Source organism: Acinetobacter vivianii (assembly GCF_014635885.1).
In the GTDB taxonomy this organism is placed as follows: domain Bacteria; phylum Pseudomonadota; class Gammaproteobacteria; order Pseudomonadales; family Moraxellaceae; genus Acinetobacter; species Acinetobacter vivianii.
Genome location: NZ_BMDR01000006.1, coordinates 20,904 through 46,897, shown reverse-complemented (window position 1 = coordinate 46,897; position 25,994 = coordinate 20,904). Strand labels below are relative to the sequence as shown.

Below are 25,994 nucleotides of genomic sequence, written 5' to 3'. Positions count from 1 at the left end.
GATTTCAGTGATTTGAGGAATTGCGTGATTTTAAACTTTAGCTAATTAATGTACGTTATTTCGTACATAGATTTAAGTTTGTAACGAATAGTCCTACAGCCGCAAAAGATTTATTCTAAATACATCAGCACAAGGACGCAGGAATGGATTTCCGATTAAGGATAAGCAGCGCTGAGATGGAACAGTCATCATGGATATGATGCATGCGATGGACGCAAGATAATAAAAATAACGTGAAAGCACAACCTCATTTGCCCGAGTTTTGCAGGATGCAGGACTCGGGTTTTAATTTTTTCATGACCAGCATTATTCTGGCTTCTCACCGACAGGTAGTTCAGGAACCGTGATCGGTGGTTCTATAATTTTAGGCTCTTTAGGAATACGTTTCTTATAAATAGGCACAGTGATTTGGGCTGCGTCACATTTTTCCCATGCTGTCCCGATACTAGGCAAGTCAGTACGATAAAAAGCTTTATAGTTTACGATTAAGGGAAGTTCAGTCTCCGCAAAGCTGAGATCGAGCTCATAAGTCCGTGTTTCATAAGGGCGCAATACTTGTATTTCATCTTGATCTGTAGCGCATCTTAATGATTGTCCATGAAACATGATAGTTTCACCGATTTGGAACTCAATCGGACGGCACAGCGGTACGAGCTGATAAACATAATTTGGGGTGGTGTTGCTAATTTCAATTTGCAGGGATGATGTGGCTAAGCTCTGAAGGGAGTTTACAGCTAAAGGTTGTTTGGTTTCAGCATCGATAAAACGCATGCTGCGTTGCATCCCCATACAGCTGCTTTGGGTCTCTTGCGGGATTACGACGACATATTCATAAAATTCACCTTTATCTCCCGTAGAGGGATGCGAGCCTCCACCATTTCCCCCACCAGGTAAGGGTTTCTGGGTACCAGAACCACTGCCTCCCAAGCTGACATTGGCAGCAGAAAAATTTTCTCCACAGGCGGTTAAAGCAATCGCTGAAACTAAAATAATGCTTGGGAAAAGTATTGTTTTCATTTTTATTTATCCTTAAATATATAAGGCACTTGTAGTTTTATCTGTGTATCGTACTGATAGACCCCAAATCGAAATTGATAAGTTGCATCTGCTTTGTTCTGGTCTTGTTCGCAATGATGAATGGCAGCATTTAATAATTGTTTTGCCATATTTTGCCAAAGTTCGATACTAAGTTGTCGAAGTGCCTCAACCGACTGCGGTGTTAATTTCTCGGCATGGACTGCCTGTTCGAGATGAGTAAAAGGTTTTTCGCTAATAAAGTTATCAATTCCAGCTGCCAGATGATCTGTGAGGTTGGCAGAAAATAGGGCCTTACTTTCCTGCATTTGATTATCTGGTGTAAAGCTATTTTGCTGCAAGATAACCTGTTGTCCTTGTTGTTCAACCACGCCTAAACGTTGTAATTCAAATAGAATTGAACGGGGATGTTTTTCTGTCGAGATGTGTTTCACCAAAGCTTCAAAACTGTTTTCTTCACCAGAAACTGGAATCTGATGAGGAAGATCCAGTGCAATCCAGCGTGCAATGACACGTGCAGGAACACTAATGGCAAAGTTGGGAGTGTCGATCGTAGTTTGAGTGGCCTGTTGCCGAAAAGCACTGACATCTTTACGGTGTAATCCTGATAATAAACTCACGGCTGAATCTGTTTTATTTTGTTGAATCCGATCTAATTCTGAGAGTGCCTGTTCATAAAAAATTGGCTTCAATGCAGCAACAAAGTCGGTATAACCTACGCCAGAATGAATCAACCAGCGCGCAATGTGCTGCATCATTGGAAAAATACTTTCCAAGGTTGTTTCTGCTTCTTGAGCAATAACACCTTGCGTATCATTCGCTTTTAATTCGTTTTCGGTCATGACCTGATTTGTTGGTTTTACCATTAAAGCACCTGAAGAGTTAAAGCATGATTAATTATGGGGTGATCTGATTTTAACAATAGTTGGTTGTTGGAAATGATTCAGCACCGCCATTGTCGATATTAAAATGAGTAAATGAAACACTCATGGAAATATCCAGACTTTCGACACAATGCCACCAGCCGAGAGGAATAAATAAAGCATCACCCGGTTCGAGAATACATTCGATTTTGCTGCTCAGTGCAAAGTCTGGAAATGATTTTGCTATATCTATTTGATAAGGATCAGCAATTTTGCTAAAAACTGCGACATCATTATATAAATTTGGCACTTGTAGTGCGGGAATTAAGGTGACCTTTTTACGTCCATAGATTTGAACAAGGATGTTATTGGTCAAGTCATGATGCAGTGGCGTAAAGGCACCTTTCGGTCCAAACCAGATAAAGCTGCGATCATAGACCTGTGTATGATCTGTATAGCCATGAAAATGATCAATATCTTGAAATAATGTGGCTAAACTTGTCTGACTGGCTTTGGCATTATTTGCCGTCATATAAAAATTATTAGAGTGAGGAGTTTGTTCAATTAACTCGACAAACTCACTCATCAGCATCTTGGTTTTATGTTGAATCGAGTTGCGTTCAAACATTGGATCTTGTTCACGATTGAACTGCACCTCAACTTCCTGATTCCCGACTATTTTTTTGAAATATTGAGGTGACCATTTCTGTAAGGCAGGCCAATGGGCGACTGAATCTGTGAGAATGACAGGTAAATTTCGACTGTAATATTGTTGAATAAATTGCTCGAATGAGGGGAGTGTGATCCGGCTAATATGCTGATATTGGGGATTCAAGCGGGCAAAATAATCGAGAGTATTGAGCAACCAGTTTCTTTTCCGCACTAAAAAGTGCTGTTCTTGGGCGATTTGAAAATAAGGATGTTGTTTTAGCTGAGCCAATTCTAGTGTGATATCAATTTCACTTAAGCCTTGTTGTTGCAACGTTTGATAAATATAGGCCTGATCTGTTCCATTCAAAACGGCCTGCGCAAGCCATTTTTGCTGTTGTTGATTGAACGTAATGCTGAGCTGCACCTGTTTTTCTAGTGCAGTTTGTTCTTGTTGATGATCGTGCTGTGGTTCTAGCGGTACTTGAGCTGCGAAGTTTTGATCAAGATCAATTAAGCCTTCACGTAGCAAAATATTGACTAAATCAGTGGGACGACAGCCACGTTCTAAATTTTCTTCTAGCCAGATCTGCCATTCCTTTGGTAAGGCACTGAATTGTCTGGCTAAGTTCTCTTGTGCATCCATACATTCTGACCATGAGTAAAAATATTTTTGACCTTTCGTTATTAATTTACGCAGAAATATATTTGCACTCAAGCATAAAAGTGTTAAATTTTCACACGTAATTTATGTGAAAAAATCACACAGAGGGTAAAATAATGAAAAAAATATGGACACAACTGGCATTAAGCGTGACATGTGCTGTACTGGTCGGGTGTGGCTCGGATAATGATTCTGATTCCAAACCAACACCTACACCTACTCCAACGCCTACGCCGACTCCGACACCGACCCCAGTCGTGGCCGATCGCTTTGTCGGTTCTTGGTTAGGCGGCTTTTGCCATGAAGGGGCACGAACAAACTTAACTGTGTATAAGACTTCAGATAACAGCGTTCGTTTTACCGAAGAAACGCGTCAATTTGAAAAAGAAGATTGCACAGGCGCCATTATTAAAAATTATGCGGTTGCTTCTGATGATGCGTTGATTACTGACATTTTGCCAACTGAAACCAGTGGGACCACGACGGCAAATCGGGTGAAATATAGTGATCGATATCGCACGGGAAGTGCATGGGCCTATGCCTTTAAAGGAGATGGGATGTGTGAGGTGAATGAAAAAGCGAATATTAAAGATATTCAAGCTTATATGGATGCTATTGATCCATCGAAGACAGTAACTTGCTATACCCGTACCAATGTAGATGGTTATAGCCTATTGAAACCGACTGTAAAAAATGCAACTGCAAGTTATCGCTTGTTAGATAACCAAACCTCCTTTGAGAATTTTCTGGCGCAAGTCAATGAGCAGGGGCGTCAGGGCTTTGCTTTAGCTAGTAATTCTCTGGATGTAAAAAAAGCCAATAGTGCTTTCCCAGAACCTAAAAACTTATATGTGAAAAATAATACTTCGACGGATACTTACAGCTATAAAATTGTTGATGTCAAAACTAATGTGGTTATCAACATTTATCTGTTTTGGTTGGCTGAGATTAAAAAACAAGGTAAAGCTGGCTTTGCGTATAAGTCATCATTGGGTGAGTCACCAAGCTATACTTATAAATATTTATTTGTTAAAAATGATAAAAAACCAGCAACTTATAGTTATGACAACCGCTTCTTAACCGATACCAGTCGCGCTAATATTCTGGCAACATTTAATGAGCTGGGGGCACAGGGTTGTAAGTTAATTTTTGCTGGTAGTACTTTTACCAATAACGGCACAACCGATGGCACATTTTATGTGCCAACCTGTGTGAACAGTAGTACCCATAATGGAACCTATGCATATCGCTATTTCGAAATGCCAGAAACAGAAGCAGGATTCTATGATGATAATCCAACCAAACTAGACCTGTTACTCAAACAGCAGGCTGCGGAAGGCTATCACCTGATTGATAAGGGCAATGCACTTGGATTCTTTAATACCCAAGGCTATTTATTTGAACGTGATAGTACGAGCACAGCCAATATTGAATCGAAGGTCTTTAAAGAAGATGCGATTCACAAACTAGACCTACCAAGTGAGGTTCAAAACCGCTTACAAGATCAGGGTAATTTAGGCTGGTTTATTAATGTGAAATTAGGATCGGTTTATAGCAATAATCCAACTTATTATGATTTAAGCTCAGGCGTGATTTTCCCGAACTAATATTTATCTTTTCCTCATTGAAAAAAGAGCCGATTCATTACAATGGATCGGCTCTTTGCGTATCAATAGATTTTTTCGTAGCCTTCGGCTCTAGTTTTAAAACGGCGGTGGAACCACATCCATTGCGTCGGTGCGATACGTAATTGCGCTTCAATAATCTGATTCACTCGGATCGCATCACTCACTTCATCTTCGCTTGGCATGTTGTCCACAATCGGTTCAATCAGGACTTTGTATTGCGGATTACGCACATCTCCGTACCGATAGAAATACAACGGAATCGCGACAGCCTTCGAGATTTTTAATAAACGACGATGTGCCGTGACCGTTGCTGCAGGGACACCAAAGAAAGGGGCCATCACACCTTGTTTGAGACCGAAATCCTGATCAGGGCTATACCAGATTGCACCACCGTCTTTTAGGCGACGAATCAAACCACGCATATCATCATGATCAATCTGGTGCTGATAAATGGTTGCACGGCAACGATAAATCAGCATATCCAGCATCGGATTATTCTGCGGTCGATACACCACATCTGGCTCGAAATACTGGGCGCAGATATAACCGCCCGCATCTAGCAAGGTACTATGTGTGCCGAGTAATAAGATGCCTTTGCCTTGAGCCTTGGCCTCATGAATATGTTCTAGGCCTTCAATGCTGTGACGATCTTTAAACCATTGTGGGCAATACCATGCATTCAGGGTTTCAAAAACACCCAGCATCATATCGACAAAAACTTGTTTTGCTTGGGCTTCGACTTCCGCTGGTGACCATTCTGGAAAACACAGTTCCAGATTTTGAAGTGTGGTTTTTCGGCGTGACTTGAGCAGATGCCAGAATAATCCTGCTAAGCCATGTGCCAAGCGCCACTGAATTGCCCATGGGAGAATGGCCAATAACATAAGAAAAAAAATGGCGATCCAAATTTTCCAATATTTGGGTAATAGAAATTCCCATTGAAATTCGCCAGGTATATAAGACTGCTTTTGACTCATAAACTTAGTAGAGTGAATAATGTTGAATTTTGGAGCAGTGTAACATGAAGTGAGCCTGAGAATATGCCAACACGCTTTTGTTCGGTTGCTACTCGGCGGAAATTGAATGAGAAATTTTTTGCTTCTACTTTAGCTGTAATACAATGCAGATCACACCAGACTCAATCCAGATTGAGTTGAGGATCAATAAAACAAAAAAGGGAAGGGATGATGAATATTCAGGAAATATCACAAGGGAAGAAAATCGACGCTCAGGAAATGATCGAGTTTTATGATCAATTGGATGAGGTTGACTGTCCATTTATGTATGGTCGCTGGAAAGGATTTGAGGTGGTAACAGGTCATCCGATGAATGGTCTATTGGAGCAGGCAAACTGGTATGGGAAATTATTTATTGATCAGGAAACGGTATATCCGTTAGTGCTCCTCAATGCGAAGAAGACAGCGTTATTTTTCCTTGATCCGAAATGGTTGCCTCTAAATCTCGATTTTAGCTTTTTGAAAAATAACAGTAAGTATCTGGCTGGTGGTTTGAAACTATTAAAAACCAAAGACAGTAAAGCCCGCTTAAGAATGACTGAGTTTCGGGGAAAAATATCTGCGACGATGATTTACGATGAAAAGCCCATTCATGATGTGTTTCGAAAAATAGATGAAAATACCGTATTGGGCTGGATGGATTTAAAACAGCAAGCCCAGCCCTATTTTTTTATTCTGCAACGCGATCATCAAAGTTCGCTTGGCTTTGAATAAACTAACTCTCTGCGAGGATTTATCTGTTGCGAATTGGAACTTAGATCAAGTTGTGCGTACACTTTTAAATCTAAAAGATAAAGCGCATGCTTTTTGTCGATAGATCAATCATTATTTCGATCAGGAGATTATGGTGAAAACGATAAACATCATTCAGGGAGATATTACTCAGATTATGGCCGATGCAATTGTGAATGCTGCGAACACCTCGTTACTCGGTGGAGGCGGTGTAGATGGCGCAATTCACCGAAAAGGCGGCGCAGCGATTTTGGTAGATTGTCAAAAAATAAGAGCAAAACAGGGTGGTTGTGCTGTTGGTGAGGCGGTGGTGACGACGGCTGGAAATTTGCCTGCGAAATATGTCATTCATACCGTTGGACCCACTTGGGCCGATGGACAGCACGATGAAGTTTTATTATTGGAAAATGCTTATCGCAACAGCTTTAAACTGGCTGAAAATTTGAAACTACAAAGTGTGGCATTTCCGAATATTTCTACAGGAATTTATCGTTTTCCTAAACAGCTTGCTGCTCAAATTGCGTTAAAAACAATTGCTGAGCAATTAAAACAGAGTCAGTTTATAACGGAAGTCATTTTTGTATGTTTTGATGATGAGAATTTTAATATTTATCAGTCATTAAAAGATAATTTTAAGATTTAATCTTCGATTTGATTTTGAATAGAGCATCTATCCTCAAGAGATAGATGCTCATAGAGGATTTAATTACCTTTGCTTAGATTTTCTAGCTCATCCCAGCGCTCTAACTTTTCTAGCAATAATTCGTCAATTTCTGCGAGACGTTGGCTGGCTTGAGTCGCTGCATTGGCATCGCTGACAAACCATGAACCATCAGCCAGTTTCGCTGATAATGTGGCTTGTTCAGTTTCCAATGCTTCAATTTCAGCAGGCAGCTGTTCAAGTGCACGCTGATCTTTATAGCTCAGCTTCACTTTTTTGGGTGCAGGAGCGAGTGCAGCTGCGGCAGCCGCTTCAGCTTTTGCCTGCGCTTTTTTGACATCACTTTTTTGATCAACGACTTTCTGGTCTGGGCGTTGTTCTAGATAGTCCTGATAGCCACCGATGTATTCATCAATATTCCCTTTGCCATCAAACACCCACGTTGAGGTCACAACGTTATCCATAAAGGCACGGTCATGCGAGATGAGCAGCAAGGTCCCTTTGTATTCAGATAACATTTCTTCAAGCAACTCAAGCGTCACCATATCCAAGTCATTGGTTGGCTCATCCATTACAATCAGGTTCGATGGCTTAAGTAACAATTTTGCGAGAAGAATACGATTTCGTTCACCGCCAGAAAGCGCTTTTACTGGTGTACGCGCACGTTCTGGAGAGAATAAAAAGTCTTGTAAATAGCTATAGATATGACGGCGGTTACCATTCACATCGACAAAGTCTGAGCCTTCTGAAACGTTCGCCATTACGGTCTTTTCAAGATCGAGCGCATTACGTAACTGGTCAAAATAGGCGATTTCAAGTTGTGTACCAGTCTTGACTGAACCGCCATGCTCGATTTCGCCCAGAATAGCTTTGATCAAGGTAGTTTTACCGACACCGTTGTCACCGACCAAACCGATACGGTCACCACGCAGCACGATTGCAGAGAAATCTTTAATCAGTACTTTGCTGTCGTAGCTCACGCTTAAGTTTTCAATTTCAAACACCAGCTTACCAGAGCGATTCGCCTCTTGGGTTGCCATGCTGACCTTGCCTTGTTGTGAACGACGCGCCTTAGACTGTTCACGCAAGTCTTTCAAGGCACGGACACGACCTTCGTTACGGGTACGACGTGCTTTAATACCTTGACGAATCCATGCTTCTTCTTCAGCTAACTTTTTATCAAATAAAGCATTTTGCTTTTCTTCTGCTTCCATTTGCTGTGCTTTGAGATCGAGATAACGTGAATAGTTACCTTCGTAGCTACGCAAAATACCACGATCTAGCTCGACAATACGGGTTGCGATGCTGTCAACAAATGAACGGTCATGTGAGATGAACAGCAGGGTCAGGTTATTCTGATCCAGTAAGAATTTTTCGAGCCATTCGATACTTTCAACATCGAGATGGTTAGTTGGTTCGTCCAGTAACAGGACATCGGGTTGAGTCAGTAACGCACGCGCCAATAATACACGACGTTTACGTCCGCCTGATAAATCTGCCAGATCTGCATTCGGATCAAGTCCCATTTTACTGAGAATTGAGTTGACCTTATTTTCGAGTGCCCAACCGTCCAGTTGATCGAGTTTGTGCTGAAGCATGCCCATACGGTCACAGGCTTCCATATCGCCCAGCACGCAAGCATCGCTGGCTTCATGATATTCTTTTAAGACATTGGCTGCTTCGCCTGCACCTTCGGCAACAATATCAGCAACTTTACCAGAGTCCATTGGGACATCTTGGGCTAACATTGAAACAGTTAAACCGTTTTGAATGGAAACTTCGCCGTTATCAGGCAACAGGCTTCCCTCAATCAGTTTTAATAAAGTAGACTTACCTTCGCCATTACGACCAATTAAACAGACTCGTTCGCCACGTTCCAGGTTAAAGTTCGCGCCGTCGAGTAAGGCAGGTCCGCCAAATGCGAGATGGACATCCCTTAAAGTAATATAGGCCATAATGTTTCCTAAAAGTTCAGATGAGGTCTGAAATGACTAAACCACAAAATTTTGATGATCACGCGTCATTTTCCGCACCCATTGAAGATTTGCAAGTCCGAATTGCATTTTTAGATGATTTAGTTGAACAATTAAATCAACAACTGGCAATTCAGACGCAAGAAATTGCCGATTTAAAAAAACAGATGCAACTTTTATATCGTCGGGTTGAATCTTCTGATTTATCGGAAGGTATTGCAGCTTTTGATCCTGTGAATGATAAACCGCCGCATTATTAAGCTATTCGCCACGATAAAATAAGTCATTCATATTTACAGTCAAAACTGAGTCATGTATTTATTGTATATTTCCGACATCAATCATATTTTAAACTTGAGAATAATAAGGTTTGATGACTGCGATATATTCAAGTTTGAATGATAAATCAATGTCCTGAATATAGACTGTAAGGAAAACTTGCCTTTTTGATTCAACTTATGTAACGCTAGTAAAAGGATGTTTTGGGCAACTTTATGAGTAATATTGGAATTTGGATCACAGTTGCGATTGTACTGTTTGTACTTGGCTCGATTTTTGGCTTACGTGTTAGTCCACGAGAAAAAGCATTGGGCATGATGCGTGATCAGGCACGAAAAATGGGCTTGCATCCACGTTTAATCGCAGCGCCAGAATGGACAAAAATTCCAATGGCATCGGAAAAGCGTGCCAGTATGGTGGCCTATTATAGTGTCCTGATTCCAGATGCCCGTTTGCCGCTTATGCGTGCACGAGTGGTAGATGGCAAGCTTCAGGTGGTGCAAGGTGATCAGAAATTTAATGATTTAACCATTGCATTAAAAGGAGTTTATGCTATTGATATGCAGGCAAACTGTGTTGGGCTATATTGGGATGAAGAAACTGACTTAAAAGCCACACAGCTTGAACAGATAAAAACTTATTTACATGAATTAGCTCATCGCTAATTTATTGATTGAACACAGGAAAAACGATTTATTATGGCGAAAACTCCACGCTCTGCTTCAGAAAGCACAGCAGCTTCCGCATCTGCTGCAAAGAAACGTGCCTTAGTGATTGTGGAGTCGCCTGCAAAAGCGAAAACAATTAATAAATATTTAGGTTCACAGTTTGTAGTGAAGTCATCGGTCGGTCATGTACGTGATTTACCGACAGGAGGCGGAGCGAAGTCTACTGAAAAGAAGCCTGCAACGCGTGTCAAACTGACTGACCAGCAAAAAGCGGAAAAAGCCCAATCTGCACTGATTAACCGTATGGGTGTTGATCCAGAACATGACTGGATTGCCCATTATGAAGTGCTGCCTGGCAAAGAACATGTGGTTGCCGAACTGAAAAAACTCGCCAAAGATGCCGATGCAATCTATCTCGCAACGGATTTGGATAGAGAAGGGGAAGCGATTGCTTGGCATTTAAGAGAAGTGATTGGTGGGGATGACAGTCGTTACCACCGTGTGGTCTTTAACGAGATTACTAAAAATGCCATTCAGGAAGCGTTTAAACAGCCAACACGCCTCGATTTAAACCGTGTTAATGCGCAACAGGCACGTCGTTTCCTTGACCGTGTCGTGGGCTTTATGGTTTCACCATTGCTGTGGGAAAAAATTGCCCGTGGATTATCGGCAGGCCGTGTGCAATCGGTTGCGGTAAAACTGGTGGTCGAGCGTGAACGTGAAATCCGTGCCTTTATCCCAGAAGAATACTGGCAAGTTTTTGCAGATACCTTGTCGAAGAAAGATGACATTCGTCTTGAAGCGGTTAAACAAGCCGGTAAGACGCTTAAACTCAAGAATAAAGCTGAAACTGATGCGCTATTAAGCGTATTAAAAGATGCTGAATATAAAGTTGCATTACGTGAAGATAAGCCGACCAAGGTTAATCCAAGTGCACCGTATATCACGTCGACTCTTCAGCAAGCAGCAAGTACCCGTCTAGGTTTCTCTGTGAAGAAAACCATGATGTTGGCGCAGCGTTTGTATGAAGGTGGTTTTATTACCTATATGCGTACTGACTCAACCTTCTTGAGTGATGATGCAGTGAATATGGTACGTAATCATATTCAACAAAATTTTGGTGAAAAATATGTTCCTGCTAAGCCAAATCGTTATGGCAATAAAGCAGGTGCGCAAGAAGCCCATGAAGCGATTCGTCCATCAGATGTTGGATTGACGGGTGATAAACTTGCAGGCGTTGAGCGTGATGCTCAGCGTTTATATGATTTGATCTGGCGTCAATTTGTCGCTTGTCAAATGACACCAGCAGAATATTTATCTTCAACGTTGACTGTTGAAGCGTCAAATGTTGAGTTAAAGGCAAAAGGCCGTACTTTAGTCTTTGATGGTTTTACCCGTGTTCGTGGTGCCAACAAATCAGATGATGATGTGTTACTGCCAGCAGTGAAAGTCGGCGAAGTCCTCAAGTTAGAAAAGCTTGATCCAAGCCAGCACTTTACCAAACCACCTGCACGTTTTACCGAAGCATCTCTCGTAAAAGAACTTGAGAAAAAAGGGATTGGTCGTCCATCAACCTATGCTGCAATTATCTCAACGATTCAAGAACGTGGTTATGTGAAACTGGAGAACCGTCGTCTCTTTGCTGAGAAGATGGGGGAGATCGTGACAGATCGTCTGGATGAAAGTTTTAATAACCTGATGAATTATGCTTTCACTGCAGATTTAGAAGGTCAGTTAGACCGTGTGGCGACAGGTGAGCGTAACTGGAAAGAGTTGCTGGATACATTCTATGGCGACTTTAAAAAGCGTTTGACCAATGCACAAGGCGAAAGCGGCATGCGCCGTAACCAGCCTGTCGAAGTACCCGATGTCCCTTGTCCTGAATGTGCGCGTCCAATGCAGGTACGTACAGGAACAACAGGCGTATTCTTGGGATGTTCAGGTTATAACCTGCCTCCGAAAGAGCGTTGTAAGGGTACACTGAACCTAACCCCAGTTGAGTCTTTAGCTGCATTATCTGATGATGATGGTGCTGAAACAGCCGATTTGATGTCGAAACATCGTTGTCCTAAATGCGGTACTGCAATGGACAGCTATGTGGTTGATGGTGGTCGTAAATTGCATGTCTGTGGTAATAACCCTGATTGTGATGGCTACGAAGTCGAAGAAGGTGAATTCAAGATCAAGGGTTATGATGGCCCAACCATTCCATGTGATAAATGTGATGGTGAAATGCAGTTAAAAACAGGCCGTTTTGGTCCATATTTCGCCTGCTCAAGCTGTGATAATACCCGTAAAGTGTTGAAGAGTGGTCAGCCTGCGCCACCGCGTGTTGATCCGATCAAGATGGAACACCTGCGCTCAACCAAGCATGATGATTTCTTTGTATTGCGTGACGGTGCTGCTGGCTTATTCCTGGCTGCAAGTAAATTCCCGAAAATTCGTGAAACACGTGCGCCAAAAGTGGCTGAGTTACGTAGCGTTGCGGAACAACTTGATCCGAAATATCAATTCTTGCTGCAAGCGCCAGATGTTGATCCTGAAGGTAATCCAACCGTGGTGAAATTTAGTCGTAAGAACCAGTCACAATACGTAGGTTCTGAAACGGCAGAAGGCAAACAAACCAAGTGGAGTCTGGTTTTCCAAGACGGAAAATGGGTTGAAGCTTAAACATTCAGATTTAAAAAAATGCTAGCACTTGCTAGCATTTTTTATAGCATTAAGAAAAACAAGAAATATATTTTTATTGGGGAAATGAGATGTGGAAAAATATTCGGGTCGCGATTTTGCTGGTCGTGTTGCTGGTGGTCGCCGTAAATGCCTATCGTGATCAAAATCAGAACTGGAATCAACCGATTCATATTTTATTGCATCCGATTAATGCCGATGGTTTAGCGACTACACAGCAGTATATTCAACAATTACAGCAAGATGACTTTGCTGAGGTAAAACAGTATTTAGAGAAAAATAGCCAGCAGTATCGCGGGCAAAGCAGCTATTTCATGGTTCAGATTGGACGTGAGTTACAGCAAATACCCCCAAAGATGTCTGAACAGCCGAGTATCTTGAACAATATCTTGTGGAGCCTAAAGTTTAGATTCTATGCATGGAAACAGCATCAGTCGGTGGATGGCTCTCCGAGTTTGACCTTATATCTGAATTTCTATGATCCCAAGCAGAGCAGGGAACTGAAACATTCGACTGCGCTGGAACGTGGGCGGATTGGCTCGGTGAACTTATTTGCCTCATCCAAACAGGCCGCACAGAATAATGTCGTGTTGGTGCATGAGTTACTACACGGGTTTGGCGCGACGGACAAATATAATTTGAGTAATGGCGAGCCTATTTTCCCCATCGGTTATGCCCAAGCAGATCGGCAACCTTTATATCCTCAGACTGAAGCAGAAATTATGGGAGGAAGAATCCCATTGTCTGAACACAAAAGTAAAATGCCAAATGACCTGAATGAAACGGTGATCAGCATTTTAACGGCCAAGGAAGTGGGCTGGGTGAAGTAAATTGTGGATAAGTTCGGATTTATCCATAGCATTCAACAGAACGCTCAAAAATATGAAATAAAACACAAGTTTTCTGACATTCCGTCATTAATTTTCAACATGCCTTATACAGAATTTAGTCCTGAACAGGCCCAATATAGGCTTATAACATTGATGATAAAAGAGTAAATAATGATGAAAACAGTGGGTAACGACCTGATTCGCAATCAGCTACACGCTGATCGTAAATGGTATCTGTTATTGGGCGTTTTATTGGTTATTTTTGGCTTGGTTCTTTTAGCTGCGTTACCATTCGCCACCTTGTCTGCCGTACTTTTATTTGGCGTATTGATGATGCTAGGCGGCATTTTGCATTTTATTGCCGCATTTACCGTTTTTAAAGGCGGCACGCGCTGGTTGTGGGCATTATTTGGCGTGCTATATCTGGTGGCAGGTTATTTTGCATTTACGACACCTGTGATTACTGCGGTGGTATTAACCAGTTTTCTGGCGATTGCCCTGATTATTGCGGGGATTATCCGCACGGTGAATGCATTTATTCTGAGACCCGTTTCTGGTTGGGGCTGGGTGCTATTTTCAGGCATATTAACTTTACTCACTGGGATTCTGATCCTCTCATCGCCTGATTCACCGTTCTGGGTGCTGGGAATGTTCCTTGCGATTGATATTTTATTTCAAGGCATCAACTATCTGACTTTTGCGGGAGCGATTAAACAATTGCCGCATAGCTCGACCAGCGTATAAGTCATTATTTAGAATTTTGGAGCATGCATATCGCATGCTCTTTTTGTTTTGTAGCAAGAAACATTTGCATGGGTTTAGTCTGTTAAAATATCGATTCGTTTTTAATTGACCGATTGTATGACGCTTGCCAAGCTAATTGATGAACTGAATCCACAACAGAAACAGGCTGCCACCACGACTGCACAAAACTGTCTGGTTCTGGCAGGAGCGGGATGTGGTAAAACCAAAACAATTGTGGCGAGATCGGCATATTTAATTGATCAGGGTTTGCCTGCACAGCAGATCCAGATTCTGACCTTTACCCGTCGGGCAGCAAGTGAAATTGTCACCCGTGTCGAACAGCATATGGGTGCCCAAGCCAAAGGTTTGCGCGCATCCACCTTCCACACCTTTTGCATGTACTTGTTACGTCGTAATCCTCGCGCTTTTGGTCTGACCCAGTTCAGTATTATTGATCGTGATGATCAATTGCTGATGTTCCGTTTATTACGCGGAAAAGATAAGGGCAACGTGTTGCCTAAAGCGGCTGAGTTATGTGATTTGTATTCTTATGCTCGTAATACCAAGACCAAACTTTCAGATGCTTTGTTGGAGCAGTTGCCGCAAGCGGTTGAGTATAAGGCTCAAATTGCGGAACTGATGAAAGCGTATGAGCAACGTAAGCAAGAGCGCAATTTTCTTGATTATGATGACATCTTGTCGATTGTCGCAGTGCATTTGCAAAATTCACCTGAGTTGGTGAAATGGGTCACAGGCTTCTGTTCAGCACTGCTGGTCGACGAAATGCAGGACACCAATCCTTTGCAATGGGCTTTGCTGCAACCTTTGGTCGGCAAGGTGAAACTGTTTTGTGTCGGTGATGATGCACAATCGATTTATGGCTTCCGCGGTGCAGATTTTGAAAATATCCATCATTTTAAGGAACGTGTACCTGATGCCCAAGTGCTGACGCTGGAAATGAATTATCGTTCCACGCAAGGTATTCTGGATTTATCCAATTGGTTGCTGGATCAAAGTCCGATTGAGTATGACAAGCATCTGCAAGCATATCGTGGTAAGGGTTTAAAGCCTCAGTTGCATATCCTGAGCAATGAGTTTGAAGAAGCAAACTGGATTATTCAGGATTTAAACCGACGTCATATACAGGGCGCTGCATGGGCAGAGCATATGGTGCTGTTACGTTCTGGTTTTAGTGGACGTTATCTGGAAGGTGCCTTGATTGCAGCCAATATTCCATACCGTTTTATTGGTGGGGTGAAATTGCTCGAATCGGCACATGTTAAAGATGTATTGAGTCTGCTTCGTGTCAGTGTCAATCCGCAGGATGATCTGGCATGGATGCGTTTTCTGACGCTCTGGGATGGAGTGGGGGATGTTGGTGCCAGCAAGCTAGCTCAGGAACTGATTCAACTGCCCGATATTGAGGCACGTTGCCAGCGTTTAGAGCGTCATGGCAAAGTACCGCAACAGGCCATTCTAATTTTGATGCAGCTGGATGTGTTGCAGCAACATGTCGAAGCCTGCATTGGGCTGGCGCTAGATGCTTTGAATGAACAGCTGGAAAATAATTATAAAACCAAAGACTGGACACGCCGTGTCAAAGATTTTGACTTGGTTAAGCAACTGGCGCGTAAGCACAGTTCACTTGGAGAATTTCTGGAGGAGTATGTACTCGACCCAATTTCCGTCTCGGAAATTGATAAAACGCCAGATCAGGATTTGGTGACGTTGATTACCATCCATTCGGCTAAAGGTGCCGAGCAAAAAGTCTGTTATGTGCCCCATGTCTCTCCAACACAATATCCACATGCACGCGCACAGGGTGATTTTGATGATGTGGAGGAGGAGCGCCGTGTACTATATGTTGCCTTGACGCGTGCTGAAAATGAATTAATTCTGACGAAACAGAATTTAAATTTGTGGGCACATGATCAATATGATGAGTTAGGGCGCAAAATAGAAAGTTATTTTCTGAATGATTTACCTCAACATTTAGTTGAGACGCAGATCCATCGTGATATTCCCCGTGCTTATGGGCAAGCCAGTCGTTCGCGTTCGGCTGCAATCAATTTAGGTTTTGGGATCGATTTCGATTAAACTACCCAGATTCAATTTATTTTTGATTCACCGATTTGATGGTGAATCATGTTTTAGGTTTTAGCATGAAAATTTTAGTTCGTAATTTAGATCGTAGCGTGACCGATGCAGAAGTGCTCGACTTGTTTAAAGCCTATGGCAAAGTCGATTCTTGTGTGGTGGTTAAAGATGCTGAAACAGGAAAATCAAAAGGTTTTGGTTTTGTTGAAATGCCGAATCCACGTGAAGCGGTCAAAGCAGTGAAAGGTTTAAATACCTTGAAAGTAAAAAACTATGGCATCCGTGTGAAAATTGCGGAAGATCAAGCTTAATTCTATATGTTAAAGCAATATACCGCTTTATCGGTTGTTGCGCCTAGTGCTGAGCGGATTGTTCAAGGCCAGAAAACCTTGGAGATTCGCTCATGGCAACCTCAAACTATTCCGCTTAAAAATCTTGTTATTGTCGAAAATCAGCATTTTCTGCGGAACGAAGGAGAGCAAGAGATCGGCCGAGCTTTGGCCTTGGTGGATATTGACTCGATACATGTCTGGCAAGCTGATGAAATAGAGGCAGCCTGTGCATCATATTGGGCAGAAGGATATTTTGCCTGGACAATGAGTAACGTTCGTCCCTTTTCTCAACCTATTGCCTGTTTGGCCCAGCGAAAACTGTATACGCTTGAACTCGATCTTGAAGGATTGATATCAAACTGATTGCTCGAAAATTATTTATTTTGGCAGGGGTTGATAAAGTAGTGGTAAATGTTGGTGATTTCTTGCTGATCAATCAGGCCATTATTATTTTGGTCGAGTGATTTAAAAATTTTTATTCGTTTATGGTCTAGCGAGAAGAATTGTTTCTGCCAAGAAACGGACTGTCCTCTAAGCTCAATCAGTTTTGTCCATTCTCTTATATCAATCATTTGATCGCTGTTGATATCATAATCCGTATAAAGTTTTTCCCAGTCTAAGCCTGTGGGTTCACAGCTATAAGTTGTTGAAATTGCCATACAGCATATTAAGCTCAGGATGGCTTGTTTGATATGACGCATGGACAGGCTCAAAAGGATATTGATTTTATCATTAAAGCATTTAATCTTAAGCTATCCAAGAGAAAGGGTTTTTAAGGAAAATATTATGTCCCGTGTTGCTCGTTATCATGCAGATCGTACCAATCAGAAACTGTATTTCGCTCGTCTCGCATGTCAACAAGCCGAGCAAACAGAACATATTCAGCAGGCGCAGGCCTATCGTGAAGCCGCTGTTTTTCATTTACATGGCGCAATATTAGCGTTTTTGCAGGAGCTGGTTCGCTATTATCGTCTCAATGATTTACAACCGACCTTTAAGTCGATTGAAGAACATATGGCAGATAAAGGGCAGGTCTCTCCAGAAATTCTAGTATTACAACAACTAGCAAAAGATGGTTTTGTCGCTGAATTGAAGCGTGCATATCGCATGTGTCAGTATGCGCCTGAGCCCTCTGCGCCAGAACCGGAAAATGAAACGTCTTCTAATCTGATTATTAAGGTGACCCAAAGTCCGCAGGCATGGTTGCCTGATGCCAAAATCTTACGTGAATGGCATCGTGAATTAAGTCACTTAATTGATGGTTTTCGTAATGAAATGGTGGAGTTCTAAGTCGAAACTTTAAGGCGACTTGAAATCTACCGCATCAGCACTTATATAAATAAGACGTGAGAGCGCAAAGTGCCAAATACTTTGCCACCATGTTGAAACATGGAGAAAATTTATGTCAATGCAACAGTTAAAAGAATTATTTGGTAATCAGGAAGCAATTCTTGAATTGGTTCAACTCGAAGGTGGTGAGCTTGCTTTGCGCAATGCGGGTTCTGAAAATGAGCCTTTGGTCAAGATTCAGTTTAGTGACGAGGTGAAAGCCATTCTCGGAGACCAGACGCCAACCGTCGCACAGCATATGATTCAAGCGGCTTTGTTTGGATTGTTGGAAAAACAGATGAATCAGTGGCAAGCAGAAGTGCTGGACGAGCAACCTTCACATTTTAGCTAATCCTGAAAGATAAAAAAGCGTACCTTGAGTACGCTTTTTCGTTTTGAGAAATTTCTTAATGTGCTTCGGACTGATGGGCAAGTTCGATTTGATTCAGAATATGGTGACTCATATTCTTCGCCATTTCTTCTTTCGCATAGAACACTTCACCGATGTTTTCCTCACGGATAATCACAGCTTCTTCTTTGCTTTCTGCACAAATCAAGACCTGAATTTCAGGATTGAGCTGTTTGGAAATATCCACGATACGATGAATATCTAAAATATCCATCGGTGAAATGACCAGCAGACGGGCATGTTGGATATGTGCCTGAATCAAGACATTCGGTTCAGTCGCTTCACCACTCACTGCAGCAATGCCTTGAGTACGTAATTTTTCAACGATTTCCCGATTTTCTTCTGCGATCACCACTTTGATGTTTTGCTGCATCAGATTTTCACTAATACGACGACCCACGCCACCATAGCCGATAATCACCACCTGATCGCGCAGGTACGCCTGATCTACCTCATCTGGGAGCATTGCCAGTGGGTCACCACTACGTTCCAGTAAACGAGCTAAATGCGAGCGCTCACGAATCCAGCGTTGCACAGGTTCAATTGCGGAGAACACAAATGAGTTGAGGGTAATCGAGAATAACGCACCTGCAAGAATCAGGTTTTGTGCATCAGGTGTCAGTAAACCGAGTGATAAGCCCAGTGTTGCCAGAATGAAAGAGAACTCCCCAATCTGGGCCAAACTTGCACCTACTGTTAAAGCGGTATTAATCGGATAGCGGAAGAAAAGTACCAGAGCCATTGCAGCCAAGGTCTTACCCACCATAATGATGGCAACAACCGCTAAAATCTTTAATGGTGCTTCGACCAAGATACTTGGATCGAATAACATGCCGACTGAAACGAAGAATAAAATCGAGAAGATTTCACGTAGTGGTAGGGTCTCTTCTTCGGCACGATGACTAAAGTCAGACTCTTTAACGACCATCCCCGCAAAGAAGGCGCCAAGTGCCATTGATACGCCAAATACTGCATACGAACCATAAGCAATTGATACCGCAGCCGCAACCACAGTCAGGGTAAATAGCTCACGAGAACCTAGTCGTGCCACAAATTGCATGATCATCGGGACGAGACGTTTACCAATAATCAGCATGAAGGCAATAAAGCCCGTCACTTTAAGCAGGGTGATCCCAATAGTGATCCAAATACTTTGTGATGAATCTGTTCCCGGAAGTGCCTGTCCACCAAGTAATACTGCCGTTGCAGGGAGAAGTACCAGCGCTAACACCATCACAAGGTCTTCGACCAAGAGCCAGCCGACCGCAATTTTTCCGTTAACCGAGTCCAATAGACCTCGATCGCCTAAAGCTTTGAGTAATACAACCGTACTGGCACACGATAAACTTAAACCGAAGATTAATGCAGAACCAAAGCTCCAGCCCCAAAACATGGAGACGCCAACACCCAGTAAAGTTGCCACGGCAATCTGTAAAATCGCACCGGGCAAGGCGATGCGTCGAACTTGGAGTAAATCTTTGAGGGAGAAATGCATCCCAACGCCGAACATGAGGAACATGACGCCAAGTTCGGCCAACTGATTCGCAAGTTGGATATCACCGACGACACCGGGCGTATTGGGACTAATGATAATGCCGGCAACGAGATAGCCAATTAGAGGGGGGAGGCGTAGACGTGCTGCGATATAGCCAAAAATAAGGGCCATACCAAAACCAACAGCAAGTAATATAATTAAATCAACATCATGTGGCATCGGAGCTCCTTAATCGTTGCGGTTAAGGTAGAAATAAATGAGCATAAAACATGCCAAGAAAACAGCGAATAAATTGTAACAACTAAAATCGAATTTGTTGATGATAATTTTTTTAATTATCAAAAAAAATTATGTAAGTGATTTATTCATTTCTTTTTCTATTTATACCGCTTTTTTCGGGCAAAAAAAACGACTTCAAAAGAAGTCGTTTTTTTAAAGAACTAAAATTATTTAATTTTAGCTTCTTTGAAAATTACGTGTTGACGGATTTTTGGATCAAATTTTTTGATTTCCATTTTTTCCGGCATAGTACGTTTGTTCTTAGTAGTGGTATAGAAATAACCTGTACCAGCTGTAGAAACGAGGCGAATCTTATCACGCATTGTTCAGACTCCTTAGATCTTTTGACCTTGAGCACGGAGATCAGCAACAACTTTCTCGATACCCAATTTATCAATAATACGCATACCTTTAGTGGTTAAACGAAGACGTACAAAACGCTTTTCGCTTTCTAACCAAAAACGGTGGTGGTGCAGGTTCGGCTCGAACCGGCGTTTGGTTTTGTTGTTTGCGTGCGACACGTTGTTACCAACGATAGGACGCTTGCCGGTAACTTGGCAAACCTTAGACATGGTGAACTCCATTGCTAGTTTATACAGCACAATTTCGTGCAACTAGCCATTCAAGTAAACGGATGAAATCATTCAAGGGGCGTTTTATACCAAAAATACGATTAAAAGACAAGCGAATTTGGTAAAAACAAGGCATCATCTGGTGTGATAGATCATGCCTTAACCAAGTGAGGGTTTGTTAATATGCTAACAGCCCTTTTCTAGCGAAATAGTGTTTTTAAAAGCAGCTTGTGGGTTGCTTTATTATAAGGCGGTAGGATGAATTTTAAACTGTAAAGTTTAGGGCTGACTGGATTCGACATCATTGAGCGTTCGTGCGAGAAGCTAAAGAAACCTTCCTTGCCATGATATTTGCCCATACCTGACGCACCAATACCACCAAATGGTAAATCATCCTGCGCGACGTGAGTCAGCGTCTGGTTAATACCAAAGTGTCCTGAATGCGTGCGACCTGCGACATAATCTGCACGTGCACTATCCGTATCGAAGTAATAGAAGGCAAGTGGACGTGGGCGACTGTTAATGAACTGAAGTGCATCATCGATATGGTCGTATTCCAGAATAGGAAGAATTGGACCAAAGATCTCATGCTTCATAATTTCCATTTCGGTAGTTACGCCTGTTAATAAGGTTGGCGCAATTTTACGAACTTCGGTCAGAGATTCATTTTTGGCATTGAGTTCAACAATATTGGCACCTTGATCACGGGCATCTTCCAGATAACCTTGCAGGCGGTTGTACTGCTTGTCATTAATAATAGAAGTATAGTCATTATTATCACGCAAGCTTGGATACATGGTGGTCACAAAGTCATTGTAGTGCTTGGTGAACTCGGCAGTTTTGCCTTTAGGTAGGAACATATAGTCGGGCGCAACACAGGTTTGACCTGCATTCCAGAGTTTACCCACTGCGATACGTTGTGCCACATCACGAATATTCATGGCTGAATGAACCAGTGCAGGTGATTTGCCGCCTAATTCTAAAATCACAGGCACCAGATTTTCAGCCGCCGCTGCCATAACAGTTTTACCCACAGAGGTTGAGCCTGTGAAAATCATTTTGTCAAAAGCAAGATGACTGAATGCATCTGAAATTACACCGCCGCCATTTACCACCGCGACGAGTTCTTGAGGAAATGCTTCTGAAAGGGCATTTTCAAGTACATAACCAAAGTTTGACGATGCGCTCGAGATTTTGATCATGGCATGGTTGCCTGCTGCCAGCGCACAGATCAGTGGGCCGACCGAGAGCAGTAGTGGGTAGTTCCATGGCGCAATGATGCCGATAACACCCAATGGCTGATATTCTACCCAGCCTTTTGCTGGTTGGTGTAACATGCTGATATGGCGTTTAGATGGCTTCATCCATTCCGTCAAGTTCTTGCTATAGTATTTGATATGTTCTAGACAAGTCAGGACTTCGCCGATCTTAGTTTCCATAATGGCACGGTTGCCATAATCTTGATTAATTGCGTTAGCAAATTGATCTTGATATTTTACCAAGATACTTTTAAGTCGAGCTAAGCGTTCAAGACGTTCTTTGGCGCTTGGTACAGGATGGCGTTGGTAAGCTGCTTTTTGCTGCTCAAGCAAATCATGTAGCCGTTTCACATCAACATGAGGTGTCATAGCGGTTGTTTTTGTTTGACTGTTCATAGGAGTGGACCAAAAGAAAGCTTATTATTTTTTAATTTTTAGAGTAAATACTCTAAAGTGTCAAGTCGCTTTATAGGTTTGTTTTATAACCTATTGATAATGTTATAGATGGTTAAAATCAATGTCACACGCTAAACCGAACAAAACAAAAGATCGTATTTTGCAAATCAGTTTGCAGTTGTTTAATGAGCGTGGAGAGCGTTCGGTCACAACCAACCATATTGCGGCTGAGCTGGGGATTAGCCCAGGCAACCTGTATTACCATTTCCGTAATAAACAGGAAATTATCAAGGAACTGGCGCAGCAATATCAGGCAGAAACCTTGGAAATGCTGGCCTTACCAACGGATCGCCCATTGAATGCCAATGATAAAATTAGCTATTTCCAAGTGCTGAGTAATCAGTTGTGGGCGTATCGCTTTATTCACCGTGATGTGTATCATCTGGTTGAAAATAATGAAGACTTTAGAAAAATCTATCCGCGTTTTGCAGGGCAGGTGATGCAGCAGGGGCAAAAAATTTATCGTGCCTTTGTGGATGCGGGTCTGATGAAAATGACCGATTCTGAAATCGAGGCCTTGATTATTAACCTGTGGATTGTGCTCACCAACTGGACCAACTTCTTGTATATGTCTGGTCATATCAGTGATAACAATCGTCTAGAAGAAAAATGGGTATGGCAAGCCTTACGTCAAATGGTGTTCTTGGAAGGGCCATATTTGATGGGTGAAAGCCGCCAGACTTATGAACAATTATTGAAATCACTGGGGCCATCAGACCTATTTGCGAGCTTATCTAATCTTAAAAATGACGACGAGTGAGCCTTAGCTATTTAGTCAAGGACAAAAAAGGGTTAGAATGCTCGGCTTGATTTTAATTTGATTCGAATAAGTGATATTAACCAAATGAACACGACTACAGCCCACACAGCGCGATTACTGATTACTTGTGAAGACAAGCCGGGGATCGTGCAAGCCGTATCGAGCTTTTTGTATCATCAGGGAGCAAACATTACCGCACTTGATCAGTACGCAACAGAAGCTCAGGGCGGGCGTTACTTCATGCGTGTTGAGTTTGAACTTGATAACTTGCCATCTCGTAAAGAAGCCTTAATGCAGACTTTTGCTGCAAATGTGGCTGAACGTTATGAAATGCAATGGAAGTTGAATTTCGTTGGCGAGTTGAAAAAAGTCGGTATTCTGGTTTCGAAAGTCGACCATGCTTTATTAGAACTGTTATGGCGTCATGCGCGTGGTTCATTACCATGTGAAATTACCCAAGTGATTTCAAACCATCCAGATTTGCGTGAAGCGGTTGAAAACTTCGGTATTCCTTTCCACGTTGTGCCTGTCAATAAAGACAATAAAGTTGAAGCTTACGCTCAGATCGATGAAATGATGCAAGGCAACGATTTATTGGTCTTGGCGCGCTATATGCAGATTCTGAGCGAAGACTTTGTTGCGAAATGGGAAATGAAGATCATCAATATTCACCATTCATTCCTGCCAGCTTTCGTGGGTGCAAATCCATATAAGCAAGCCTATGAGAAAGGCGTGAAGCTGATTGGTGCAACAGCACACTATGTCACTGCTGATCTCGATCAAGGCCCAATTATTGAACAAGATGTTGAACGTGTCAGTCATGATTACAATGTTGAACAGCTACGTGAGTTAGGCGAAGACGTTGAGCGTAATGTCTTGGCACGCGCTGTGAAATGGCATTTAGAAGACCGTATTATTGTTGATGGTAACAAGACTGTGGTTTTCTAAGAAAGACTTTTGCTCTGCTGTGTAAAAAAGAACATGCCATCAGGCATGTTTTTTTATGTCTGTTTTTAAAAGCTTAGCAAATATACAAGAAAAAACGGTTGCAAATGAAAACACTTCTCATTTATTATTACGGCACTTTCATTGTTCTATCCGATGAGTGAAATCGCTTTTTTGAAAGCGCCACCATCTATTAGGTACTTAGATTCTTATGAGTCAATCTCCTGCTACATTCAACACGCCACACCCGATGAAAAAGAAAATCATCACTGCCTTAGTTGCGGTTGTGATTGGACATGTAGGAGTTCTGTGGGCGGTTAGCCACATGAAAACGATGGAGCTTAAGCCCGTCGAGAAAGAGCCGCTTAAGGTGAAGTTCGTTAAAATCAAGGAACCACCAAAGCCTGAACCGCCTAAACCGAAAGAAAAGCCAAAACCTGAACCTAAAAAAGAAGTGAAAGAGGTCAAGGTGGTTGAAAAACCAATGGCACCTCCACCGAAAAAGATTGAAAAGGTTCAACAGGTAAAAGAAGCGCCAAAACCGGTGCTGCAAAAAACTGAACCGAAAGTTGAGCCAAAAGTTGAAACGACCGTGGTCACGACAAAAGTGACCGAAAAAGTTGTGGAAAAACCACAGCCTGTACAAGAAGTTGCAAAACCTCAACCTGCTGCTGATCCAGCACCAAAACGCGTCGCGATTGGTGGTTCTGGTGTACAGTGGAGTCGTTCACCCAAATTATCTGTAACAGCGAAAGATCTGGATAACCAAACACGTTCAGTGATGGTCATGATTGAAGCTGACGAGAAAGGTAAAATTACCAATGTACGGATTACCCGTAGCAGCGGTTTGCCGAATCTCGATGAAAAAGTTTTACGTGCTGTGAGAAGTGCGAAATTTAAACCGTATATGGAAAATGGTGTTGCTTACCCGATTCGAGCAGAGCAGCCGTTTGATCTTAGTCCTTAATGAAATTTGAGTCCTTGCGACAGATTAAATCAGGAGTTCGTATATGAACTTTTCAGTTTATTGGCAACATGCAGATGCAGTAAGTAAAACACTGTATTTCATCCTATTAGCAATGTCGATTGCAACGTGGACTATTTTCATTCTGCGCATTTTAGGAACACGCCAGTTAAAACAACAAGCTTACAACCAACTGGTGCAAGCTTTGGCGGCGCTTAAGTCAAAATTACAGCCTTTATCGTTTGAACAACGTAAAGCTGTTGCTGAACAAGCATTACTTCGCCAAATCTCTGCTGAGAAATCTCAAGCAGAAAAAGGTGTATCAGTTCTTGGAACAATCGCTTCATTGGCACCGTTTGTGGGTTTATTCGGTACAGTGTGGGGGATTTTCCATGCGCTTGTTGCCGTAGGTAAAAGCGGACAGGCTGGTTTAGCCCAGGTTGCAACACCAGTAGGTGAAGCCTTGATCATGACTGGTCTTGGTCTTGCAGTGGCGATTCCCGCGGTAATGGCTTATAACATTTGTGTACGTTTCAACCGTGGTTTGGCACATGATTTACAAGATCAAGCGCACAGCCTGTTAATCGATACCATGTTGCAGCAAGAAACAGCGGCAAAAACAGAAACTAAAGCGACTCAACAAAGTTTAGTTGGAGGTCAAGCTTAAG

The 25,994-nt window shown here is 42.3% G+C and carries 27 protein-coding genes; 17 read left to right on the top strand and 10 right to left on the bottom strand.

Annotation, left to right across the window (positions count from 1 at the left end; translation table 11 throughout):
• Positions 1 to 306 precede the first annotated feature (306 nt).
• The 3 genes from IEV36_RS13175 to IEV36_RS13165 are packed head-to-tail and all read right to left on the bottom strand — an operon-like array spanning position 307 to position 3,192.
• Positions 307 to 1,017, bottom strand: a complete 711-nt coding sequence (locus tag IEV36_RS13175; protein WP_005255329.1) for a hypothetical protein — start codon at positions 1,015 to 1,017, stop codon at positions 307 to 309.
• Positions 1,018 to 1,019: 2 nt separating this feature from the next.
• Entirely contained in the window at positions 1,020 to 1,901 is an 882-nt protein-coding gene (locus tag IEV36_RS13170; protein WP_005255328.1) for a DUF6502 family protein, read from the bottom strand.
• A 49-nt stretch (positions 1,902 to 1,950) separates the two neighbouring features.
• On the bottom strand, positions 1,951 to 3,192 hold the full coding sequence (locus IEV36_RS13165; protein ID WP_005255327.1) for a cupin-like domain-containing protein: 1,242 nt from the start codon (positions 3,190 to 3,192) through the stop codon (positions 1,951 to 1,953).
• Between the two features lie 134 nt (positions 3,193 to 3,326).
• Between IEV36_RS13165 and IEV36_RS13160 the strand changes: the two genes are divergently transcribed.
• Positions 3,327 to 4,817 (top strand): PT dipeptide repeat lipoprotein, encoded by a 1,491-nt coding sequence (locus IEV36_RS13160; RefSeq protein ID WP_005255326.1) that lies wholly within the window; start codon positions 3,327 to 3,329, stop codon positions 4,815 to 4,817.
• A gap of 62 nt (positions 4,818 to 4,879) precedes the next feature.
• Here IEV36_RS13160 and IEV36_RS13155 read toward each other — a convergent pair whose 3' ends face one another.
• Positions 4,880 to 5,815 carry an LpxL/LpxP family acyltransferase gene (locus IEV36_RS13155; RefSeq protein ID WP_005255325.1) on the bottom strand — a complete coding sequence of 312 codons (936 nt, stop codon included), beginning with the start codon at positions 5,813 to 5,815 and terminating at the stop codon, positions 4,880 to 4,882.
• 210 nt (positions 5,816 to 6,025) lie between these two features.
• Here IEV36_RS13155 and IEV36_RS13150 point away from each other — a divergent pair, with 210 nt between their 5' ends.
• The gene (locus tag IEV36_RS13150) at positions 6,026 to 6,568 is read left to right on the top strand and encodes a DUF4334 domain-containing protein (RefSeq protein WP_005255324.1); all 543 of its coding nucleotides are present in this window, start codon (positions 6,026 to 6,028) and stop codon (positions 6,566 to 6,568) included.
• A 133-nt stretch (positions 6,569 to 6,701) separates the two neighbouring features.
• Positions 6,702 to 7,229 (top strand): O-acetyl-ADP-ribose deacetylase, encoded by a 528-nt coding sequence (locus IEV36_RS13145; RefSeq protein ID WP_032863808.1) that lies wholly within the window; start codon positions 6,702 to 6,704, stop codon positions 7,227 to 7,229.
• Between the two features lie 59 nt (positions 7,230 to 7,288).
• On the opposite strand, the gene IEV36_RS13140 is transcribed toward IEV36_RS13145, so the two are convergent.
• On the bottom strand, positions 7,289 to 9,202 hold the full coding sequence (locus IEV36_RS13140; protein ID WP_005255322.1) for an ATP-binding cassette domain-containing protein: 1,914 nt from the start codon (positions 9,200 to 9,202) through the stop codon (positions 7,289 to 7,291).
• Positions 9,203 to 9,234: 32 nt separating this feature from the next.
• On the opposite strand from IEV36_RS13140, the gene IEV36_RS13135 reads away from it, so the two are divergent.
• The 8 genes from IEV36_RS13135 (at position 9,235) to IEV36_RS13100 (ending at position 17,221) form a co-directional block, all read left to right on the top strand.
• On the top strand, positions 9,235 to 9,480 hold the full coding sequence (locus IEV36_RS13135) for a SlyX family protein (protein ID WP_004774270.1): 246 nt from the start codon (positions 9,235 to 9,237) through the stop codon (positions 9,478 to 9,480).
• Positions 9,481 to 9,714: 234 nt separating this feature from the next.
• Positions 9,715 to 10,164, top strand: a complete 450-nt coding sequence (locus IEV36_RS13130; protein WP_005255321.1) for a hypothetical protein — start codon at positions 9,715 to 9,717, stop codon at positions 10,162 to 10,164.
• 33 nt (positions 10,165 to 10,197) lie between these two features.
• Positions 10,198 to 12,837, top strand: coding sequence for a type I DNA topoisomerase (gene topA, locus IEV36_RS13125; protein ID WP_005255320.1), 2,640 nt, complete (start codon positions 10,198 to 10,200; stop codon positions 12,835 to 12,837).
• Between the two features lie 89 nt (positions 12,838 to 12,926).
• A complete protein-coding gene (locus IEV36_RS13120; protein ID WP_005255319.1) occupies positions 12,927 to 13,685 on the top strand; it encodes a hypothetical protein in 759 nt (252 codons plus the stop codon).
• A gap of 171 nt (positions 13,686 to 13,856) precedes the next feature.
• Positions 13,857 to 14,429, top strand: a complete 573-nt coding sequence (locus tag IEV36_RS13115) for an HdeD family acid-resistance protein (RefSeq protein WP_004774274.1) — start codon at positions 13,857 to 13,859, stop codon at positions 14,427 to 14,429.
• Positions 14,430 to 14,546: 117 nt separating this feature from the next.
• On the top strand, positions 14,547 to 16,526 hold the full coding sequence (locus IEV36_RS13110) for an ATP-dependent helicase (RefSeq protein WP_005255318.1): 1,980 nt from the start codon (positions 14,547 to 14,549) through the stop codon (positions 16,524 to 16,526).
• 65 nt (positions 16,527 to 16,591) lie between these two features.
• A complete protein-coding gene (locus IEV36_RS13105; RefSeq protein WP_032810903.1) occupies positions 16,592 to 16,837 on the top strand; it encodes an RNA recognition motif domain-containing protein in 246 nt (81 codons plus the stop codon).
• Positions 16,838 to 16,843: 6 nt separating this feature from the next.
• The gene (locus IEV36_RS13100; protein WP_005255317.1) at positions 16,844 to 17,221 is read left to right on the top strand and encodes an ASCH domain-containing protein; all 378 of its coding nucleotides are present in this window, start codon (positions 16,844 to 16,846) and stop codon (positions 17,219 to 17,221) included.
• 11 nt (positions 17,222 to 17,232) lie between these two features.
• Here IEV36_RS13100 and IEV36_RS13095 read toward each other — a convergent pair whose 3' ends face one another.
• Positions 17,233 to 17,559 (bottom strand): EF-hand domain-containing protein, encoded by a 327-nt coding sequence (locus IEV36_RS13095; RefSeq protein WP_004774278.1) that lies wholly within the window; start codon positions 17,557 to 17,559, stop codon positions 17,233 to 17,235.
• A gap of 85 nt (positions 17,560 to 17,644) precedes the next feature.
• On the opposite strand from IEV36_RS13095, the gene IEV36_RS13090 reads away from it, so the two are divergent.
• The gene (locus IEV36_RS13090; RefSeq protein ID WP_004774279.1) at positions 17,645 to 18,148 is read left to right on the top strand and encodes a DUF6586 family protein; all 504 of its coding nucleotides are present in this window, start codon (positions 17,645 to 17,647) and stop codon (positions 18,146 to 18,148) included.
• Positions 18,149 to 18,260: 112 nt separating this feature from the next.
• The gene (locus IEV36_RS13085) at positions 18,261 to 18,539 is read left to right on the top strand and encodes a hypothetical protein (protein WP_004774280.1); all 279 of its coding nucleotides are present in this window, start codon (positions 18,261 to 18,263) and stop codon (positions 18,537 to 18,539) included.
• Positions 18,540 to 18,594: 55 nt separating this feature from the next.
• On the opposite strand, the gene IEV36_RS13080 is transcribed toward IEV36_RS13085, so the two are convergent.
• The 4 genes from IEV36_RS13080 to IEV36_RS13065 form a co-directional block, all read right to left on the bottom strand.
• Positions 18,595 to 20,310, bottom strand: coding sequence for a cation:proton antiporter (locus tag IEV36_RS13080; protein WP_005255316.1), 1,716 nt, complete (start codon positions 20,308 to 20,310; stop codon positions 18,595 to 18,597).
• A 227-nt stretch (positions 20,311 to 20,537) separates the two neighbouring features.
• Positions 20,538 to 20,693, bottom strand: coding sequence for a 50S ribosomal protein L33 (gene rpmG, locus IEV36_RS13075; RefSeq protein ID WP_003654787.1), 156 nt, complete (start codon positions 20,691 to 20,693; stop codon positions 20,538 to 20,540).
• A 12-nt stretch (positions 20,694 to 20,705) separates the two neighbouring features.
• A complete protein-coding gene (rpmB, locus tag IEV36_RS13070; protein ID WP_004649871.1) occupies positions 20,706 to 20,942 on the bottom strand; it encodes a 50S ribosomal protein L28 in 237 nt (78 codons plus the stop codon).
• Between the two features lie 200 nt (positions 20,943 to 21,142).
• The gene (locus IEV36_RS13065; protein WP_004774283.1) at positions 21,143 to 22,597 is read right to left on the bottom strand and encodes a coniferyl aldehyde dehydrogenase; all 1,455 of its coding nucleotides are present in this window, start codon (positions 22,595 to 22,597) and stop codon (positions 21,143 to 21,145) included.
• 121 nt (positions 22,598 to 22,718) lie between these two features.
• On the opposite strand from IEV36_RS13065, the gene IEV36_RS13060 reads away from it, so the two are divergent.
• The 4 genes from IEV36_RS13060 to IEV36_RS13045 all read left to right on the top strand — a co-directional run bounded on the left by IEV36_RS13060 (position 22,719) and on the right by IEV36_RS13045 (position 25,993).
• The gene (locus tag IEV36_RS13060) at positions 22,719 to 23,417 is read left to right on the top strand and encodes a TetR/AcrR family transcriptional regulator (RefSeq protein WP_004655980.1); all 699 of its coding nucleotides are present in this window, start codon (positions 22,719 to 22,721) and stop codon (positions 23,415 to 23,417) included.
• Between the two features lie 84 nt (positions 23,418 to 23,501).
• Positions 23,502 to 24,365 carry a formyltetrahydrofolate deformylase gene (purU, locus tag IEV36_RS13055; RefSeq protein WP_004774285.1) on the top strand — a complete coding sequence of 288 codons (864 nt, stop codon included), beginning with the start codon at positions 23,502 to 23,504 and terminating at the stop codon, positions 24,363 to 24,365.
• A gap of 208 nt (positions 24,366 to 24,573) precedes the next feature.
• Positions 24,574 to 25,329: an energy transducer TonB gene (locus IEV36_RS13050; RefSeq protein ID WP_004774286.1), complete on the top strand. Its 756-nt coding sequence runs from the start codon at positions 24,574 to 24,576 to the stop codon at positions 25,327 to 25,329.
• A 43-nt stretch (positions 25,330 to 25,372) separates the two neighbouring features.
• A complete protein-coding gene (locus IEV36_RS13045) occupies positions 25,373 to 25,993 on the top strand; it encodes a MotA/TolQ/ExbB proton channel family protein (protein ID WP_004774288.1) in 621 nt (206 codons plus the stop codon).
• Position 25,994: the final 1 nt, after the last annotated feature.

Bases quoted from the DNA above. Each gene is read 5' to 3' on its own strand.
- IEV36_RS13090 (WP_004774279.1), top strand. From the start codon at position 17,645: ATGTCCCGTGTTGCTCGTTATCATGCAGATCGTACCAATCAGAAACTG.
- IEV36_RS13170 (WP_005255328.1), bottom strand. From the start codon at position 1,901: ATGGTAAAACCAACAAATCAGGTCATGACCGAAAACGAATTAAAAGCG.
- topA (WP_005255320.1), top strand. From the start codon at position 10,198: ATGGCGAAAACTCCACGCTCTGCTTCAGAAAGCACAGCAGCTTCCGCA.
- purU (WP_004774285.1), top strand. From the start codon at position 23,502: ATGAACACGACTACAGCCCACACAGCGCGATTACTGATTACTTGTGAA.
- IEV36_RS13130 (WP_005255321.1), top strand. From the start codon at position 9,715: ATGAGTAATATTGGAATTTGGATCACAGTTGCGATTGTACTGTTTGTA.
- IEV36_RS13150 (WP_005255324.1), top strand. From the start codon at position 6,026: ATGAATATTCAGGAAATATCACAAGGGAAGAAAATCGACGCTCAGGAA.
- IEV36_RS13080 (WP_005255316.1), bottom strand. From the start codon at position 20,310: ATGCCACATGATGTTGATTTAATTATATTACTTGCTGTTGGTTTTGGT.
- IEV36_RS13115 (WP_004774274.1), top strand. From the start codon at position 13,857: ATGATGAAAACAGTGGGTAACGACCTGATTCGCAATCAGCTACACGCT.
- IEV36_RS13160 (WP_005255326.1), top strand. From the start codon at position 3,327: ATGAAAAAAATATGGACACAACTGGCATTAAGCGTGACATGTGCTGTA.
- IEV36_RS13140 (WP_005255322.1), bottom strand. From the start codon at position 9,202: ATGGCCTATATTACTTTAAGGGATGTCCATCTCGCATTTGGCGGACCT.
- IEV36_RS13135 (WP_004774270.1), top strand. From the start codon at position 9,235: ATGACTAAACCACAAAATTTTGATGATCACGCGTCATTTTCCGCACCC.
- IEV36_RS13110 (WP_005255318.1), top strand. From the start codon at position 14,547: ATGACGCTTGCCAAGCTAATTGATGAACTGAATCCACAACAGAAACAG.
- IEV36_RS13155 (WP_005255325.1), bottom strand. From the start codon at position 5,815: ATGAGTCAAAAGCAGTCTTATATACCTGGCGAATTTCAATGGGAATTT.
- IEV36_RS13060 (WP_004655980.1), top strand. From the start codon at position 22,719: ATGTCACACGCTAAACCGAACAAAACAAAAGATCGTATTTTGCAAATC.
- rpmG (WP_003654787.1), bottom strand. From the start codon at position 20,693: ATGCGTGATAAGATTCGCCTCGTTTCTACAGCTGGTACAGGTTATTTC.
- IEV36_RS13045 (WP_004774288.1), top strand. From the start codon at position 25,373: ATGAACTTTTCAGTTTATTGGCAACATGCAGATGCAGTAAGTAAAACA.
- IEV36_RS13095 (WP_004774278.1), bottom strand. From the start codon at position 17,559: ATGCGTCATATCAAACAAGCCATCCTGAGCTTAATATGCTGTATGGCA.
- rpmB (WP_004649871.1), bottom strand. From the start codon at position 20,942: ATGTCTAAGGTTTGCCAAGTTACCGGCAAGCGTCCTATCGTTGGTAAC.
- IEV36_RS13165 (WP_005255327.1), bottom strand. From the start codon at position 3,192: ATGGATGCACAAGAGAACTTAGCCAGACAATTCAGTGCCTTACCAAAG.
- IEV36_RS13175 (WP_005255329.1), bottom strand. From the start codon at position 1,017: ATGAAAACAATACTTTTCCCAAGCATTATTTTAGTTTCAGCGATTGCT.
- IEV36_RS13065 (WP_004774283.1), bottom strand. From the start codon at position 22,597: ATGAACAGTCAAACAAAAACAACCGCTATGACACCTCATGTTGATGTG.
- IEV36_RS13105 (WP_032810903.1), top strand. From the start codon at position 16,592: ATGAAAATTTTAGTTCGTAATTTAGATCGTAGCGTGACCGATGCAGAA.
- IEV36_RS13120 (WP_005255319.1), top strand. From the start codon at position 12,927: ATGTGGAAAAATATTCGGGTCGCGATTTTGCTGGTCGTGTTGCTGGTG.
- IEV36_RS13050 (WP_004774286.1), top strand. From the start codon at position 24,574: ATGAGTCAATCTCCTGCTACATTCAACACGCCACACCCGATGAAAAAG.
- IEV36_RS13100 (WP_005255317.1), top strand. From the start codon at position 16,844: ATGTTAAAGCAATATACCGCTTTATCGGTTGTTGCGCCTAGTGCTGAG.
- IEV36_RS13085 (WP_004774280.1), top strand. From the start codon at position 18,261: ATGTCAATGCAACAGTTAAAAGAATTATTTGGTAATCAGGAAGCAATT.